We start from the raw sequence: 16,758 nt of genomic DNA, 5'->3' as shown, positions 1-16,758 counted from the left end.
GTCCGGAAGGTTAGGCCACCGGTGTGACACCGCCGCGATCGCCGCACCGGTCCATGATCTCCCCCGCGTAGCATCGCCGGGGTGCAGCAGCGGACCCGACCACCGCGCCGGCGTGGGCTCAGCCTGGGCCGGGTCTTCGGGGTGCCGCTGCGCGCCGACGCCTCGATGTTGCTGCTCACCGTCGTGGTCACCGTGCTCTACGCGGCCCTGGCCCGCCGCCAGCTCGACCTCGGGCACCTCGGCGGCTACCTGGTCGGCCTCGGCTTCGTGGTCTCGCTGCTCGGCTCGGTGCTGCTGCACGAGCTGGGCCACGCGCTCACCGCCCGCCGCTTCGGCATCGGTGTGCGGGGGATCACGCTGGAACTTCTCGGCGGCTACACCGAGATGGACCGCGACGCCCCGACACCCCGCGTCGAGCTGCTGATCTCGCTGGCCGGGCCGGCGGTGTCCGCGGTGCTCGGCGCCGGCGCGGTCGCCGCCACGCTCGCGCTGCCCGCCGGCACGCTGGGCCACCAGCTCGCCTTCCAGCTCGCGGTCAGCAACGTGGTGGTGGCGATCTTCAACAGCCTGCCTGGCCTGCCGCTCGACGGCGGTCGGGCGCTGCGCGCGGCGGTCTGGGCGCTCACCCGCGACCGGCACCGGGGCACCGAGGTGGCCGGCTGGGTCGGGCGGGCCGTCGCGCTGGGCACGCTGGCCCTGGTGGTGGTGCTCACCCTGCGCCGGGCGCTCGCCCCGCTGGCCCTGCCGCTGCTCCTGCTGGTCGCGCTGACGCTCTGGCGCGGCGCCGGGCAGTCCGTCCGGCTGGCCCGCATCGGCCGCCGGCTGCACCTGGTCGACCTCGCCCGGCTCGCCCGCCCGCTGCTGCCGGTGCCCACCGGCACCCCGCTGGCCGAGGCGCAACGCCGCCGCGACGCCGCCGGCACGCCGGACGCGGCGCTCGCCGTGGTCGACTCCGCCGGCCGTACGGTGGCGCTCGTCGACCCGGCCCGCGCCGCCGCCGTACGGCCGGAACGGCGGCCGTGGCTCGCGGTGGACGAGGTGGCCCACGCCCTGGCCGACGTCCCCGCCCTGCCGGTCGGCGCGGACGGCGAGCATGTGCTGGAGACCGTCCGCACCCACCCGGGCGCGCAGTACCTGGTGACGGCAGGCGAAGATGTGGTCGGCGTGCTGCACGTCGCAGATCTCGCCCAGCTCCTCGAACCGAAACGGAAGACGAACACGTGACCGCAGAGCTCTCCACCGTCCCGGCGCTGCCTCCGGTGCACCGCGGGCCGTTCCGGCCCGGCGACCGGGTCCAGCTGACCGACCCGAAGGGCCGGATGCACACCGTGACGCTGGAGCCCGGCAAGGAGTTCCACACCCACCGGGGCATCCTCGCGCACGACACCCTGATCGGCCTGCCCGACGGCAGCGTGGTCACCACCGCCGGCGGCGGCACCGCGTTCCTGGCGCTGCGGCCGCTGCTGTCGGACTACGTGCTCTCCATGCCGCGCGGCGCCCAGGTGATCTACCCGAAGGACTCGGCGCAGATCGTCGCCATGGGCGACGTCTTCCCCGGCGCCAAGGTGCTGGAGGCGGGCGCCGGCTCCGGCGCGCTGTCCTGCTCGCTGCTGCGCGCCGTCGGCACCGAGGGCGAACTGCACTCCTTCGAGGTGCGTGACGACTTCGCCCAGATCGCCCGACGCAACGTCGAGGCGTTCTTCAACGGGCCGCACCCGGCCTGGCGACTGCACGTCGGCGACGTCGCCGAGTGCGCCGAGACCGGCTTCGACCGGATCATCCTCGACATGCTCACCCCGTGGGAGATGCTCGACATGGTCGAGCGGGCGCTGGTCCCCGGCGGCGTGCTGATCGGCTACGTGGCCACCACGCCGCAGCTGTCCGAGCTGGTGGAGGCGCTGCGCGAGCGCGGCGGCTGGACCGAGCCGCGGGCCTGGGAGTCGATGGTCCGCGACTGGCACGCCGAAGGGCTGGCGGTCCGCCCGGACCACCGGATGATCGCGCACACCGCCTTCCTGGTGTCCGCGCGCAAGCTCGCCCCCGGGGTCACCGCCCCGCCGCGCCGACGCAAGCCCAGCAAGGGCGCCGAGGCGTACGCGCAGCGCCGCGACGCGCTGCGGGCCGCCGCGGCGGCCCGGTCGGCGGAGGAACCCGAGCAGTCCTGACCCCCCGGCGCGCGGACCGGTGCGGGCGGGGGAATCATGTGTGCCCGTGGGGACGACGACACCGGAGACGGTAAGCATGAGGGAGCGGGCCGGGGCGCGGGACGGGCGGGGCGCCCGTGGCGGCGACGGCGGCACGGGCCGACGGGAGGTGGCGTGAGCAGTCCCGGCTACGGCAACGGCGAGATGCCCGCCGTCTTTCCCGACTGGTCGCCCTACGCCGACCTGGAGTCGGCCGCCCGGGCCTACCTGCGCGACCCCGACATCGCGCTGGAGGCGCTCGGCGGGGTGCTGCGCGGCGCCTCGGTGCTCGGGTTCACGCTGGAACGCTTCGTCAACGAGGTGAACGGGGTGTGGCAGGAGGTCGTCGTCTGCGACGGCAGCCGGCTGGTGCTCTGGCACGGCGAGGACGTCCCGCCGGGGGAGGGGCCACCCGGCGCGATGACCTCGTCGCTGCGCGTGGTGCCGGTCTCCACGGTCACCGAGGTCGGCTGCCGGCGGCGGCTCACCCGCGCCGACGACGGCACGGTCCGGGTCGACAGCATCGACGTCTACCTGCTGCTCAGCTCGCTGGACGAGGCGCCGCCGAGCGACGACGCGCCGGGCACGCCGCGGCACGACGCGCTGCGCTTCGGCAAGACGCTCGACGACGGCGGCGCCGGCCAGATCACCCGGCTGGAGGAGTTCGCCCGGCTGGTCGCCTCGGTCGTCGGGCGTCCCATGCTCTGAGACGACAGCACGGGCCGGGGACGCCGTCCCCGGCCCGTCGCGATCATCGTCCGCCTCAGTCGTCGGCCTCCGGGCCGGCCACCTCGACGCCGTCGCTGCCGCGCACCACGTGGATGCACTCGCCCGGGCACTCCTTCGCCGAGTCGATCACCTCGAGGCGCAGGTGCTCCGGCACGTCCACCCGAGCGCCCGGGGCCTGCCGCAGCTCACCGTCGGCGCCCTTGACGTACGCCAGGCCGTCGACGTCGAACTCGAAGACCTCCGGCGCGTACTGCACGCACAGGCCGTCACCCGTGCAGAGTTCCTGGTCCACCCAGACCTGCAGCTGGTCCGTCGCGACGTCGGTCACGAAGCACCCCCCATGTTCTCCCGTCCCGGACTCCGACGGTACCCGAACGCCCGTACCCGCCCGTCGACCAGCCCTTGGCGATCAAGCTTCGGTGACGAGCGCGTTGCGGAGGACCGAATCGGGCTCATAGCGGCTAGTGTTAGCTCAGAACGTTCAAGCCCCCCGGGGAGGTGGGACGTGGCACGCAGCGACGACGCGGACTCGCGCGCCGCACGGTGGGAGAAGGAAGCCCACGATCTCTCCACGCAGGTCGCGTTCCTGCAAGAGGAACTCGCTCTGGTGCGACGCAAGTTGACCGAAAGCCCCCGACACGTCCGGCAGCTCGAAGAGCGGCTGGCCGCCACCCAGGCGCAGTTGGCACGGCTGAACGAGAACAACGAGCGGCTCGTGAGCACCCTCAAGGAGGCTCGCGCGCAGATCGTGACGCTCAAGGAGGAGATCGACCGACTCGCCCAGCCGCCGAGCGGCTACGGCGTCTTCCTGGCGAAGCACGACGACGGCACGGTGGACGTGTTCACCGGCGGGCGCAAGCTCCGCGTCGCCGTCTCGCCCTCGCTGGAGGTCGACGAGCTGAGCCGTGGCCAGGAGGTGCTGCTCAACGACGCGCTCAACATCGTCGACGCGTTCGGCTTCGAACGGGTCGGCGAGGTGGTGATGCTCAAGGAGATCCTCGCGGGTCCCGACGGCGCTCCGGGCGACCGGGCGCTGGTGGTGTCCCACTCCGACGAGGAACGGATCGTGCACCTCGCCGAGACCCTGATCGGCAGCGCGATCCGGGCCGGCGACTCGCTCATGATCGAGCCCCGCTCGGCGTACGCCTACGAGCGGATCCCGAAGAGCGAGGTCGAGGAGCTGGTCCTGGAGGAGGTGCCCGACGTCGGCTACGAGGACATCGGTGGCCTCCAGTCGCAGATCGAGCAGATCCGCGACGCGGTGGAGCTGCCCTTCCTGCACGCCGACCTGTTCCGCGAGCACCAGCTCCGGCCGCCGAAGGGCATCCTGCTCTACGGTCCGCCCGGCTGCGGCAAGACGCTGATCGCCAAGGCGGTGGCCAACTCGCTGGCCAAGAAGATCGCCGAGCGCGAGGGGAAGGAGCGGCACACCAGCTTCTTCCTCAACATCAAGGGTCCCGAGCTGCTCAACAAGTACGTCGGCGAGACCGAGCGGCACATCCGGCTGATCTTCCAGCGAGCCCGGGAGAAGGCCGGCGAGGGCACCCCGGTGATCGTGTTCTTCGACGAGATGGACTCGATCTTCCGCACCCGTGGCTCCGGCGTCTCCTCCGACGTGGAGAACACCATCGTCCCGCAGCTGCTCAGCGAGATCGACGGCGTGGAGGGCCTGGAGAACGTCATCGTCATCGGCGCCTCCAACCGGGAAGACATGATCGACCCGGCGATCCTGCGGCCGGGCCGGCTCGACGTGAAGATCAAGATCGAGCGGCCGGACGCCGAGGCGGCCAAGGACATCTTCTCCAAGTACGTCCTCGCCGACCTGCCCCTGCACGCCGACGACCTGACCGAACACGGCAGCGACCCGCAGGCCACCGTGGCCGCGATGATCGACGCCGTGGTCCTCCGGATGTACTCGGAGACCGAGGAGAACCGCTTCCTCGAGGTCACCTACGCCAACGGCGACAAGGAAGTCCTCTACTTCAAGGACTTCAACTCCGGCGCGATGATCCAGAACATCGTCGACCGGGGCAAGAAGATGGCCATCAAGGAGTTCCTCACCTCCGGGCGCAAGGGGCTGCGTCTGCAGCACCTGCTCGACGCGTGCGTCGACGAGTTCCGGGAGAACGAGGACCTGCCCAACACCACCAACCCCGACGACTGGGCGCGCATCTCCGGCAAGAAGGGCGAGCGGATCGTCTACATCCGCACGCTCGTCTCCGGCGGGAAGGGCGCCGAGGCCGGCCGGTCCATCGAGACCGCCAGCAACACCGGCCAGTACCTCTGAGATCGGCCCACCGGGGCGGCGCCGCGCAGGCGTCGTCCCGGTCGGTCGTCTCCAGGGCCACGAAAACGAGGCAACCTCGCTAGAGTCTGCCGGTGCGTAGATCACTTGCCCCGGCCCTGGCCGTCTGCCTCACCGCCCTGCTCACCGCCTGCGGCACCACCACCGACAACGATTCCACGCCGGCCGACTCCGGCTCGGCGTCGGCGTCGGCGTCCACCGCCGCCGACCCGGTCGCCGCGATCCGGCAGGGTCTCGGCCGCAGCCTGGAGAAGACGGCCAAGATGGACGTCACCATCAAGGCGGGAGAACAGACCATCACCATGCGCTCCGCCATCGAACCCGCCACGGGTGCGATGACGCTGGACATGAAGACCCCCGACCCGGTGAGCATGGTCGTCACCGCCGACGCCCTCTACGTCAAGCAGGACGAGCCGGACCGTAAGCCCTGGGTGAAGTTGGACCGCAAGCGCCTCCGGCCGGACGGGCCGTTGGCCCAGGGCCTCGACGTCCGGTCGCAGGCCGGCATCCTCGGCGGCGTGGAGTCCGCCCAGTCGGTCGGCGACGGCCGCTACACCGGTGTCGCGGACGCCGAGAAGGCCGTCGCTGCCGCCTCCACCGAAGGCGAGCGCAAGACCCTGCGGAACGCGTTCAAGGTGCTGAAGAACAAGTCCGTGCCGTTCCAGGCCACCCTGGACCCCGAGGGTCGGCTCACCCTGCTCACCTACACGTTCGACACGGCCGCCGGGGCCATCGAGAACGAGATGAAGATGCACAGCTTCGGCGAGCCGGTCCGCATCAACCCGCCGAAAGCGTCGGACACCGAGGCGGCATCGGCCGAGATGTACCGCTTCTTCTGACCGGTCGCGCGGGGGCGCCCGGAGCGGAAGGCGCTGCTCCGGGCGCCCCCGCCTGCCGCGCCGCCCCGCCCACCCGGGGCCCGGCGCGTCACCTATCGGCGACGCGCCGACTACGCTCGACCTGACGGGGAATCCGACGGCGAGCGGAGCGGGCAGGTCGATGAGCGTCAGACGGATCATGGGCACCGAGGTCGAGTACGGCATCTCCGTGCCCGGCCAGGCCGGAGCCAACCCGATGGTCACCTCGTCCCAGGTGGTCAACGCCTACGGAGCACGACCGGAACTCAACCGGGGCGGACGGGCACGCTGGGACTACGAGGAGGAGTCGCCGCTGCGCGACGCCCGCGGGTTCACCTACTCCGGGGCGGCGTACGACCCGGCCGAGGCGCTCGCCGACGAGGATCTCGGGCTGGCCAACGTGATACTCACCAACGGCGCCCGGCTCTACGTCGACCACGCCCACCCCGAATACTCCACCCCCGAGGTGACCACGCCGCTCGACGTGGTGCGCTGGGACAAGGCGGGGGAGCGGGTGATGGCCGAGGCGTCCCGGCGGGCCGCCACCATCCCGGGCACCCACCCCATCCACCTCTACAAGAACAACACCGACAACAAGGGCGCCAGCTACGGCTCCCACGAGAACTACCTGATGCGCCGGCAGACGCCGTTCGCCGACATCGTGGCGTACCTGACGCCGTTCTTCGTCACCCGGCAGATCGTCTGCGGCGCGGGCCGCGTCGGCATCGGCCAGGACGGCGGCCAGAGCGGCTTCCAGATCTCCCAGCGCGCCGACTTCTTCGAGGTCGAGGTCGGGCTGGAGACCACCCTCAAGCGGCCCATCATCAACACCCGCGACGAGCCGCACGCGGACGCCGACAAGTACCGGCGCCTGCACGTCATCATCGGTGACGCCAACCTCTCCGAGATCTCCACCTTCCTCAAGGTCGGCACCACCTCGCTGATCCTCGCCATGATCGAGGAGAAGGCGCTCGGCGCCGACCTGGGCATCGCCGACCCGGTCGGCGAGCTGCGCGCGGTCAGTCACGACCCGTCGTTGAAGCACCTCATGCGGATGCGCGACGGCCGCAGGCTCACCGCGCTGGACGTGCAGTGGGCCTACCTGGACCGGGTCCGTTCCTTCGTGGACGACCGCTACGGCCAGGACGTGGACGCGCAGACCGCCGACGTCCTCGACCGCTGGGAGAGCGTGCTGGACCGGCTCGGCCGCGACGCCTTCGAGTGCGCCGACGAGCTGGACTGGGTGGCCAAGCTGCGGCTGCTGGAGGGCTACCGGGAGCGGGAGAAGCTCGGCTGGGGCTCGCACAAGCTGCAGCTGGTCGACCTGCAGTATTCCGACGTGCGGCCGGAGAAGGGCCTCTACCACCGGCTGGTGCAGCGCGGGTCGATGAAGACGCTGCTCACCGACGAGCAGACCCGGACCGCGATGACCGAACCGCCGGAGGACACCCGGGCCTACTTCCGCGGCCGCTGCCTGGCGCAGTACGCCTCCGAGGTGGTCGCCGCGAGCTGGGACTCGGTCATCTTCGACGTGGGTCGGGAGTCGCTGGTGCGGGTGCCGATGATGGAGCCGGAGCGGGGCACCCGGGCGCACGTCGGGCAGCTCTTCGACAGGTGCGAGAGCGCCAAGGACCTGCTGGAGATGCTCACCGGCGGCTGACCAGGATGCCGGAAGGCCCGCCGAGTGCCGGAACCCGGCGCGCGGCGGGCCTTTCGTCGTCCGCGCGAGGTAAGTTGATCGCAGGCGATCGTGGAGGAGGCACCACCATGGCGGCACAAGAGGGTGGGCAGACCCAGTCCGGCAAGTCCCACGAGGAGGTCGAGGAGGTCACCGCTCAGGCCAACCCCGAGGTTGCCGAGCGGCACGCCGAGATCACCGAGGACGTCGACGACCTGCTCGACGAGATCGACTCCGTCCTGGAGGAGAACGCCGAGGAGTTCGTGAGAGGATACGTCCAAAAAGGCGGAGAATGAGGCTTTTGTCCGTTTCTCCGGTGGTGGGCGACGGCCGGTCCGCCTGGCGTCGCGGTCCGGCCCACGATGATCGCATCTGACGGGTGCGCGGGATACTCTGCTTCAACTGCAACGGCGGTCTCGGCCAGTTCAAGGACGACCTCGACAGCCTGGCCGGGGCGATCACATACCTGAGAGGAACCACGTGGCAGCGGGTTTTGATCCATCCGGGCGTCTTCCAGATGTGTTCACCAACGCGGGGACGTCCTCCTTCACCACATTCCTGAGCAAGGCGGCCCCCGAGATGCTGCCCGGCCGTCGGCCGCTGCCGCCCGGCATGGCCGCCGACATGGCGCCGCACGCCACCACGATCGTGGCCATCTCGGCCGCCGGTGGTGTGGTCATGGCCGGCGACCGCCGCGCCACCATGGGCAACCTGATCGCCCAGCGCGACATCGAGAAGGTGCACCCGGCCGACGCCTACTCGCTGGTCGGCATCGCCGGCACCGCGGGCATCGGCATCGAGCTGATGCGACTGTTCCAGGTGGAACTGGAGCACTACGAGAAGATCGAGGGCGCGATGCTCTCGCTCGACGGCAAGGCCAACCGGCTGGCCTCGATGATCCGCGGCAACCTGGGCGCCGCCATGCAGGGCCTGGCCGTCGTCCCGCTGTTCGCCGGCTTCGACCTGGCCGCGAGCGACCCGGCGCGGGCCGGCCGGATCTTCAGCTTCGACGTGACCGGCGGCCCCTACGAGGAGACCGGCTACGACGCGATCGGCTCCGGCTCACTGTTCGCCAAGTCCGCGCTGAAGAAGCGCTTCCGGGCGGGCCTGTCGGTCGACGACGCGACGCGGCTGGCCGTCGAGGCGCTCTACGACGCGGCGGACGACGACACCGCCACCGGCGGCCCCGACCTGACCCGGCGGATCTACCCGGTCGTGATGACCGCGACGGCCGACGGCACCCACCGCCTCACCGACGCCGAGACGGCGGCGATCGCCGAGGGCGTGGTGTCCGGCCGGATGGAGAACCCGGGCGGCTGACCCCGCTTCCGACGCCCACCGAGTCAGCAGTCCCGCACCACAGGCACGAAGGAGAACCACCGCCGTGGCCATGCAGTTCTACGCCTCGCCCGAGCAGATCATGCGCGACCGCTCCGAGCTGGCCCGCAAGGGCATCGCCCGGGGCCGCAGCGCGGTGGTCCTGAGCTATGCCGGCGGCGTGCTCTTCGTCGCCGAGAACCTGTCCAGCACGCTGCACAAGGTCAGCGAGATCTACGACCGGATCGGCTTCGCCGCGGTCGGCCGCTACAACGAGTTCGAGAACCTGCGCCGCGCGGGCGTGCGGATGGCCGACCTCAACGGCCTGAGCTACGACCGGCGGGACGTCAACGGTCTGGCGCTGGCGAACGCGTACGCGCAGACGCTGGGCGCCATCTTCACCGAGCAGTCGAAGCCGTTCGAGGTGGAGATCTGCGTGGCCGAGGTGGGTGCCACGGCCGAGGACGACTCGCTCTACCGGGTGACCTACGACGGTTCGGTCAACGACGAGCCGGGCCGGATGGCGATGGGCGGCCAGTCCGAGGCGATCGCCGGGGTGCTGAAGAACGAGCACCGCCCGGAGATGTCGCTGTCGGAGGCGGTCCGCGCCGCGATGAAGGCGCTGAGCAGCGTCGGTGGTGACGGTGGGTCGGCCCGCACGATCGCCGCGAACCAGCTCGAGGTGGCGGTCCTGGACCGGGCCCGGGTGGGCCGGACGTTCCGGCGGATCACCGGGGCGGCGCTGTCGGCGTTGCTCGACGGCGACGCGGAAGGTGACGTCGCGCCGGCGCCGGGGCGGGCGAAGACGCCGACGGTGCCGACCGAGGAGGCGAAGAAGCCGACCACCTCGGCCGGCTCCGCCGACCTGGAGGGCAACCCGCAGGACAAGCCCGGCGAATGAGGCCGGTCGTCGGACCCCGCCACTTCCCGAAGTGGCGGGGTCCGTTGCTGTCCGGGCGGCTCCGCCGTGCGACGCTGAGCCCGCGCGCTGCCATCGGGGCCTCCGGGCGGCTAATGTCTCATCATGGAACGGCGAATCTTCGGCATCGAGACCGAGTACGGCGTCACCTGCACCTATCGCGGGCAGCGCCGGCTGTCGCCCGACGAGGTCGCGCGGTACCTGTTCCGGCGGGTGGTGTCGTGGGGCCGGTCGAGCAACGTGTTCCTCCGCAACGGAGCCCGCCTCTATCTGGACGTCGGCTCGCATCCGGAGTACGCGACACCGGAGTGCGACTCGGTGACCGACCTGGTGGCCCACGACCGGGCCGGTGAGCGGATCCTGGAGGGCCTGCTCGTCGACGCGGAGAAGCGGCTGCACGACGAGGGCATCGCAGGCGAGATCTACCTGTTCAAGAACAACACCGACTCGGCCGGCAACTCGTACGGCTGCCACGAGAACTACCTGGTGTCCCGGCACGGCGAGTTCGGCCGGCTGGCCGACGTGCTGATCCCGTTCCTGGTCACCCGGCAGTTGATCTGCGGCGCCGGCAAGGTGTTGCAGACCCCGCGTGGCGCGGTCTACTGCCTGTCGCAGCGGGCGGAGCACATCTGGGAGGGCGTCTCCTCGGCGACCACCCGCAGCCGACCGATCATCAACACCCGCGACGAGCCGCACGCGGACGCGGAGCGCTACCGCCGGCTGCACGTGATCGTCGGCGACTCGAACATGAACGAGGTCACCACGCTGCTGAAGGTCGGCACGGCCGACATCGTGCTGCGGATGATCGAGGCCGGCGTGGTCATGCGGGACCTGACGCTGGAGAACCCGATCCGGGCGATCCGCGAGGTGTCGCACGACATCACCGGCCGGCGCAAGGTCCGCCTGGCCTCCGGCAAGGAGGTCTCGGCGCTGGAGATCCAGCAGGAATACCTGGCCAAGGCGACGGAGTTCGTGGAGCGCCGCGGCGGTGACCAGACCGCCAAGCGGGTGGTGGACCTGTGGGCGCGGGTGCTGCGCGCGGTGGAGACCGGCGACCTGGACCCGGTGGCGCGGGAGATCGACTGGGTCAGCAAGCTGAAGCTGATCGAGCGTTACCAGCGCAAGCACGACCTGCCGTTGTCGCACCCGCGGGTGGCGCAGATGGATCTGGCCTATCACGACCTGCGGCGCGGCCGGGGCCTGTACGGGCTGCTGGAGCGTCGCGGCGAGGTGGACCGGGTGGCGAACGACCCGGAGATCTTCGAGGCGAAGGAGACGCCGCCGCAGACCACCCGGGCGCGGCTGCGTGGCGAGTTCATCCGGCACGCGCAGGAGAAGCGGCGTGACTTCACCGTCGACTGGGTGCACCTGAAGCTGAACGACCAGGCGCAGCGCACGGTGCTCTGCAAGGACCCGTTCCGGGCCTACGACGAGCGGGTGGAACGGCTGATCGCGAGCATGTGACGCCGGTGGGCGGCCGGTGCCCGGCACCGGCCGCCCGGGCACCGGTACGCTGGCGTCGCCATGGACACTTCCGAACCGCAGGGCCGCGAGCGCGGCCAGACCTCCGGCCGCGAGCGGGACGGCGGCACCGAGAAGCTCAACTGGATCGACCGGCGGCGGGAGAAGATCCGCGCCGAGCTCGAGCGCAACCGCCGCGGCGACCACAAGGTGCCCACCTGGGCGCTGGCGGCCGCGCTGGTGCTGATCGTGGTGGCCTGGGTGGGGCTGATCCTCTGGTTCGGCTGAGCCGGCGCCCGGCGTGCGCCGGTCAGTCGAGCAGACCGGCGGCGTACCGGCCGGCGGCGGCCGCGGCCAGGAAGTAGGCGTGGTCGGCGTCCAGGCCGCGACCCATCGTCGACAGCCCGACCGGGCTGGCCCGCAGCGCCGCGTAAAGGCCGTCGGTGGGCACGGTGACGATCCGGTGCCGGTCGACCAGGGGCGCCAGCGCCGCCGTGACGGCCGCCGTGAGTTCCGGGTCGAGGCCGTCCGGCACGACCAGCTCCGCGCGGGCCAGCGCGACCCGGCCGTACGCGGTGAGGCTGTGGTGGGAGACGCCGCGGTGCCGGGGGCGGGGGTCGGCGTCGGAGACGCGCAGCGAGCCGACCGGGCGCCCGCCGAGCGTGGCGACGGCGTTGACGGCCTCGCCGACGGCCACTCCGGAGAAGCCCCAGCGGGTGCCGGTGCCGAGGTTGCCCGGGCCCTGGGCGACGATCGCCAGGTCGGCGTCGAGCACGTGGCGGGCGGCGAGCAGGCCGCTGTGCAGGGTGGTGGCCTCCAGGTCGCCGCCGAACGCCTGCCCGACGGTGACCGTGCCGGCGAGGTGGCCGGCGAGCCCGGCCAGGGTCCGGGAGAACCAGGCGGGCAGCGCCCCGCCGTCGGTGAGCAGGTAGGCGACCCGGGCCCGGGGGGCGTCGGCGTGCACGCCGGCCAGGACCGCCGGCAGGGCGGAGTGCAGGTCGGCGGTGACCACCGGCATCCCGTCGATCGACTCGGCGGTGGCCAGCCGCGCGTGGTGCGGGGAGGCCTCCTCGTCGACGCCGAGCAGGATCGGCTGCAGCGGGGTGTAGCGGGCCTTGACCAGGTGCCCGGCGTCGCGGTTGTCGACTGCCTGCGGCGGGTCCGCGGGGAGCCGGTCGGGCAGCGCGACGACGAGCGCGTACCCGCCGGTGCCGAGGCCCATCAGCAGGGCGCCGGCGTTGAGCAGCACCCGGTCGCCGGGTTCGGGGTCGCCGACCAGTGCCGGGTAGGCCAGGGCCCGCATCCGGGCGCCGTCGGGCAGCTCGACGTCGAGTTCGACGGCGCCGGCCCACCGCCGTCGTACCGTCGTGACCGTCCCGGACCGCCATCGCACCATGCGGGCACGCTATCGGCCGGCGCCCCGGCGGCGGGCGGCCGGGGTCAGGCCCCCTGGTCGACCGACCGGCCCGGCTCGTCCTGCGTGGTCCGCGCGCGGCGGCCGGTGCCGCGCGACCGGGTCGGGTCGAGGAAGACGTACGCGATCTCCGGGAACCGCCCGGTGAGCCGCCGTTCGGCCTCGTCGGAGGCGGCCTCGATCTCGGCGCCGGTGGCGTCGTCCCGGAAGTCGACCTTGGCGGCGACCAGGATGTCCTCCGGGCCGAGGAACATGGTCATCAGCGTGTCGACCCGGTCGACGGTCGGCAGCTGCGCCAGCTCCTGCTCGATCTGCCGGTGCGTCCGCTCGGAGACCGCGCGGCCGACCAGCAGCGAGATGTTGCTGCGGGCCAGGACGGCGGCGACCACCAGCAGCAGCACGCCGATGAGGATCGACGCGACGCCGTCGTAGAGCTCGTCGCCGGTGAGGTGGGACAGGGTGAGCCCGGCGGCGGCGATCAGCAGGCCGATCAGCGCGGCGCTGTCCTCCAGGAAGACCGCCTTGACCGTGGTGTCGGCGGTGAGCCGCAGGTAGCGGCGGGGGGTGGTGCGCCAGCGCCGCGACTCGCCGCGCACCTGCCGCACGGCCCGGGCCAGCGACACCGACTCGATGGCGAACGAGATCGCCAGTACGACGTACGCGACCAGGTAGCTGCCGGTGTGCTCGTGCACCAGGATCGTGGTGACGCCGTGGGTGATGGCGAAGCCGGCGCCGGCCACGAACGTGAACAGCGCGGCGAGGAACGCCCAGACGTAGCTCTCCTTGCCGTACCCGAAGGGGTGTCGGGGGTCGGCGGGCCGTGCGCCGCGGCGCAGCGCGAGGTAGAGCAGCAGTTCGGTGGTGGTGTCGGCGACCGAGTGGGCGGCCTCGGAGAGCATCGCCGCGGAGCCGGAGAGCAGGCCCGCGACCAGCTTGGCGATCGCGATGGCGAGGTTCGCCGCGCCGGCCACCACCACGGTGCCGACGCTCTCGGTCTTGACTTCCGCTTCCGCCATGCGCCCACCCTATGACCGCTGCCGGTGGGTCGCCCGTCCAGCCGGGCCCGCGCCGCGCCCGCGCGGGTGCCCGCGTCGGACGCGCGGACTGCTAGCGTTCGGTACGTGTCCCGGACCCGTACCGAACGCCTGGTCAACCTGGTGATCTGCCTGCTGTCCACGCGGCGTTTCCTGACCGCCGCCCAGATCGCCGCGACCGTGCCCGGCTACGAGCACGACCCGGACGACGCCAAGGACCACGAGGCGTTCCAGCGCAAGTTCGAGCGCGACAAGGCCGAGCTGCGGGAGCTGGGCGTGCCGCTGGAGACCGGGACGGCGAGCGTCTTCGACGCCGAGCCGGGCTACCGGATCGCCCACCGGGAATACGCGTTGCCCGACATTCCGCTGGAGCCGGACGAGGCCGCCGCGGTGGGCATCGCGGCGCGGCTGTGGCAGCACGCCGGTCTGGCCGCCGCCGCGTCGTCCGGGCTGGCGAAGCTGCGCGCCGCGGGCATCGACGTGGACCCGCAGGCCACCCTGGGCCTGGAGCCGATGGTGACGGTCGACCCGGCGTTCGCGCCGCTGACCGCCGCCGCGCGGGACCGGCGGGAGGTCAGCTTCGACTACCGGGTGCCGGACCGGGACGCGCCGACGCGCCGCCGGGTGCAGCCGTGGGGTGTGGTCTGTTGGCGCGGCCGGTGGTATGTCGTGGGTCACGACCTGGACCGCGCGGCGACGCGCTGCTTCCGGCTCTCCCGGGTGGTGGGCGCGGTCCGGTCGACCGGTGAGCCGGGGGCCTACGAGCCGCCCGTCGGGGTGGACCTGATCAGTCACGTGGCCCGCTGGTCGGGGCCGGTGGAACGCACCGGCCGGGCGACCGTGCTGGTGACGCCGGGGCGCGCCGCCGGGCTGCGTCGCTGGGCGGTGGAGAGCCACGCCGGTCCGGACGGTGACCGGCTGGTGCTGCCGTACGCCGACGCCGACTTCCTGGCCGGGCAGATCGTCGGCTACGGCCCGGACGTGCGGGTGTTGGAGCCGCCGGAGGTGCGTGAGGCGGTCATCCAGCGGTTGAAGGAGGTCGCCGCCCGGCACGACGAGCTGGCGGTCGCCGGGGGTGCCCGGTGACCCGGCCGGCGGCCCGCGCCGGCCGCACCTCGGCCGACCGGCTGGCCCGGCTGCTCAACCTGGTGCCCTACCTGCTGGCCCGCCCCGGCATCGAGATCGCCGAGGCGGCGCACGACCTCGGGGTGACCGAGAAGCAGCTCCGGGAGGATCTGGAGCTGCTCTGGGTGTGCGGGCTGCCCGGCTACGGCCCGGGTGACCTGATCGACATGGCGTTCGACGGCGACCGGGTGACCATCACCTACGACGCCGGCATCGACCGGCCGTTGCGGCTCACCCCGGACGAGGCGCTGGCCCTGGTGGTGGCGCTGCGGATGCTCGCCGAGACGCCCGGGGTGGCCAACCGGGAGGCGGTCGAGCGGGCCCTCGCGAAGATCGAGAGCGCGGCCGGCGACCTGGCCGGCGCGCCGGTCGAGGTGCGGCTGCCCGGCGACAACGCGCGGGTGCGTGAGCTGCGTGCCGCGGTCGAGCGGGGTCGTGCGCTGCGGATCACCTACTACACGCCGGCCCGCGACGAGACCACCGAGCGCACCATCGACCCGCTGCGGATGCTGATGGTCGGCGGCCGGGCGTACGTGGAGGCGTGGTGCCGCCGCGCCGAGGCGGTGCGGCTGTTCCGCGCCGACCGGATCGACGCGGTCACCGAGTTGCCGGAGCGGGCCGTGGTGCCGCCGCAGGCCCGCCCGCATGACCTGAGCGACGGCGTGTTCCGGCCCTCGGCCGACCTGCCGTTGATCACGCTGCGGATCGGCCGGGGTGAGCGGTGGATCACCGAATATTATCCGTGCGAGCGGGTCGAGGCCGACGGCGAGCAGTGGTTGGTGTCGCTGCGGGTCACCGACCTGGGCTGGGCCCGCCGGTTCGTGCTGGGGCTGGGCCCGGAGGCGACCGTGGTGGCCCCGGCCGAGTTGGCCGAGCAGGTCCGCGCGCAGGCGGTCGCCGCGCTCGAAGCGTATGCGGTCCCGACCGGCACCGCCGATCCGGCGGCGACCGGCGTCACCCGATAGGCTGACCGCCGTGGTGATCTGGATCGTGCTCGGGGTCGTGCTGTTCGCGCTGGTCATGCTGGCCCTGGCGGTCCGCCCGGTGGTGGCGCGGCTGCCCCGGTTGCGCCGGTCGGCGGTGGCGTTGCAGCGCCGGGCTGCCGAGGCCGAGTCGCTGCGTTCCGCCGCCGAGGACCTGCAGGCGCGGGCCGAGGCGCTGCAGGAGCGGGCGGCCGTCGCGCAGCAGCGGGTCACGTTGATCAAGGCCAAGCGCGGGGAGTGATCGACGCGGGCCGTTTTCGGCCCGAATGCTCCATGACAGGTGGTTGACGGGACACTTCGGGTTGGTCGAGACTTCACCGACCGGGCCGGCACCAGCAGACCCGGCGAGGGTGGCAAGCCGCTGCGACGCACGTACGATGGGCGGCGACCCACCACACACCGACACAGAGCGACTGGAGCTTCCCATGGGTGCCCTCAAGCCGTGGCACATCGCCGTACTCGTGGTCGTGCTGATCCTGCTCTTCGGCGCGAAGCGGCTCCCCGACGCGGCCCGCTCGCTGGGCCGCTCGCTGCGGATCATCAAGGCCGAGACCAAGAGCCTGCAGGACGACGACCGTGACCTGGCCGAGAAGGCCGACGCGCAGGCCGGCTACCAGCCGCTCCCGCCGCAGCAGCCGGTCCAGGGCCACCCGCAGTACGCCCAGCAGCAGCAGTACGCTCCGCAGCCGCAGCAGCCGGTCGCCCCGCCGGTCGACCCGGTGCACCGCGTCCGCGAGAACTGAGCCGGAAGGG

The 16,758-nt window shown here is 72.4% G+C and carries 19 protein-coding genes; 16 read left to right on the top strand and 3 right to left on the bottom strand.

The window, feature by feature from the left end:
- Positions 1-165: 165 nt before the first annotated feature.
- From O7598_RS15880 to O7598_RS15870, 3 genes are all read left to right on the top strand, one after another.
- Entirely contained in the window at positions 166-1,224 is a 1,059-nt protein-coding gene (locus tag O7598_RS15880; RefSeq protein WP_442929926.1) for a M50 family metallopeptidase, read from the top strand.
- Complete coding sequence (locus O7598_RS15875; protein WP_269692120.1) at positions 1,221-2,165, top strand: tRNA (adenine-N1)-methyltransferase; 945 nt, start codon at positions 1,221-1,223, stop codon at positions 2,163-2,165. Before O7598_RS15880 ends, O7598_RS15875 begins: the two co-directional genes overlap by 4 nt.
- Positions 2,166-2,318: 153 nt before the next feature.
- A complete protein-coding gene (locus O7598_RS15870; RefSeq protein ID WP_269692119.1) occupies positions 2,319-2,891 on the top strand; it encodes a hypothetical protein in 573 nt (190 codons plus the stop codon).
- Between the two features lie 55 nt (positions 2,892-2,946).
- Here the strand turns inward: O7598_RS15870 and O7598_RS15865 are convergent, their stop codons facing one another.
- Positions 2,947-3,240: a ferredoxin gene (locus O7598_RS15865; RefSeq protein WP_091058143.1), complete on the bottom strand. Its 294-nt coding sequence runs from the start codon at positions 3,238-3,240 to the stop codon at positions 2,947-2,949.
- Between the two features lie 177 nt (positions 3,241-3,417).
- On the opposite strand from O7598_RS15865, the gene arc reads away from it, so the two are divergent.
- From arc to O7598_RS15825, 9 genes are all read left to right on the top strand, one after another.
- Positions 3,418-5,199: a proteasome ATPase gene (gene arc, locus O7598_RS15860; protein ID WP_269692118.1), complete on the top strand. Its 1,782-nt coding sequence runs from the start codon at positions 3,418-3,420 to the stop codon at positions 5,197-5,199.
- Between the two features lie 92 nt (positions 5,200-5,291).
- On the top strand, positions 5,292-6,056 hold the full coding sequence (locus O7598_RS15855) for a hypothetical protein (RefSeq protein WP_269692117.1): 765 nt from the start codon (positions 5,292-5,294) through the stop codon (positions 6,054-6,056).
- 160 nt (positions 6,057-6,216) lie between these two features.
- The gene (gene dop, locus O7598_RS15850) at positions 6,217-7,734 is read left to right on the top strand and encodes a depupylase/deamidase Dop (protein ID WP_442929863.1); all 1,518 of its coding nucleotides are present in this window, start codon (positions 6,217-6,219) and stop codon (positions 7,732-7,734) included.
- Positions 7,735-7,841: 107 nt separating this feature from the next.
- Complete coding sequence (locus O7598_RS15845; RefSeq protein ID WP_091058131.1) at positions 7,842-8,048, top strand: ubiquitin-like protein Pup; 207 nt, start codon at positions 7,842-7,844, stop codon at positions 8,046-8,048.
- A gap of 83 nt (positions 8,049-8,131) precedes the next feature.
- The gene (locus tag O7598_RS31460) at positions 8,132-8,314 is read left to right on the top strand and encodes an endonuclease domain-containing protein (protein ID WP_442929862.1); all 183 of its coding nucleotides are present in this window, start codon (positions 8,132-8,134) and stop codon (positions 8,312-8,314) included.
- A complete protein-coding gene (gene prcB / locus O7598_RS15840; RefSeq protein WP_442929861.1) occupies positions 8,233-9,072 on the top strand; it encodes a proteasome subunit beta in 840 nt (279 codons plus the stop codon). Before O7598_RS31460 ends, prcB begins: the two co-directional genes overlap by 82 nt.
- A 64-nt stretch (positions 9,073-9,136) precedes the next feature.
- On the top strand, positions 9,137-9,970 hold the full coding sequence (gene prcA / locus O7598_RS15835; protein WP_269692116.1) for a proteasome subunit alpha: 834 nt from the start codon (positions 9,137-9,139) through the stop codon (positions 9,968-9,970).
- A gap of 123 nt (positions 9,971-10,093) precedes the next feature.
- Entirely contained in the window at positions 10,094-11,452 is a 1,359-nt protein-coding gene (gene pafA / locus O7598_RS15830; RefSeq protein ID WP_091058108.1) for a Pup--protein ligase, read from the top strand.
- A gap of 60 nt (positions 11,453-11,512) precedes the next feature.
- Positions 11,513-11,737, top strand: a complete 225-nt coding sequence (locus tag O7598_RS15825; RefSeq protein WP_091058105.1) for a hypothetical protein — start codon at positions 11,513-11,515, stop codon at positions 11,735-11,737.
- A 22-nt stretch (positions 11,738-11,759) separates the two neighbouring features.
- Here the strand turns inward: O7598_RS15825 and O7598_RS15820 are convergent, their stop codons facing one another.
- On the bottom strand, positions 11,760-12,845 hold the full coding sequence (locus O7598_RS15820) for a DUF3866 family protein (RefSeq protein ID WP_269692115.1): 1,086 nt from the start codon (positions 12,843-12,845) through the stop codon (positions 11,760-11,762).
- Positions 12,846-12,889: 44 nt separating this feature from the next.
- Complete coding sequence (locus O7598_RS15815; RefSeq protein ID WP_269692114.1) at positions 12,890-13,879, bottom strand: cation diffusion facilitator family transporter; 990 nt, start codon at positions 13,877-13,879, stop codon at positions 12,890-12,892.
- Positions 13,880-13,984: 105 nt separating this feature from the next.
- On the opposite strand from O7598_RS15815, the gene O7598_RS15810 reads away from it, so the two are divergent.
- The 4 genes from O7598_RS15810 to tatA all read left to right on the top strand — a co-directional run bounded on the left by O7598_RS15810 (position 13,985) and on the right by tatA (position 16,748).
- Positions 13,985-14,983, top strand: coding sequence for a helix-turn-helix transcriptional regulator (locus O7598_RS15810; RefSeq protein WP_269692113.1), 999 nt, complete (start codon positions 13,985-13,987; stop codon positions 14,981-14,983).
- The gene (locus O7598_RS15805) at positions 14,980-15,987 is read left to right on the top strand and encodes a helix-turn-helix transcriptional regulator (protein ID WP_269692112.1); all 1,008 of its coding nucleotides are present in this window, start codon (positions 14,980-14,982) and stop codon (positions 15,985-15,987) included. The genes O7598_RS15810 and O7598_RS15805 overlap by 4 nt, the downstream gene beginning before the upstream one ends.
- Before the next feature lie 10 nt (positions 15,988-15,997).
- Entirely contained in the window at positions 15,998-16,246 is a 249-nt protein-coding gene (locus O7598_RS15800; protein ID WP_269692111.1) for a hypothetical protein, read from the top strand.
- A gap of 184 nt (positions 16,247-16,430) precedes the next feature.
- On the top strand, positions 16,431-16,748 hold the full coding sequence (gene tatA, locus O7598_RS15795; protein WP_269692110.1) for a Sec-independent protein translocase subunit TatA: 318 nt from the start codon (positions 16,431-16,433) through the stop codon (positions 16,746-16,748).
- The last annotated feature ends 10 nt before the right edge of the window (positions 16,749-16,758 follow it).

The sequence above is a fragment of the Micromonospora sp. WMMC241 genome, assembly GCF_027460165.1.
Taxonomy (GTDB): domain Bacteria; phylum Actinomycetota; class Actinomycetes; order Mycobacteriales; family Micromonosporaceae; genus Micromonospora; species Micromonospora humi.
Note: the sequence above shows the minus strand (reverse complement) of the source record. Positions and strands in the feature narration are given on the sequence as shown.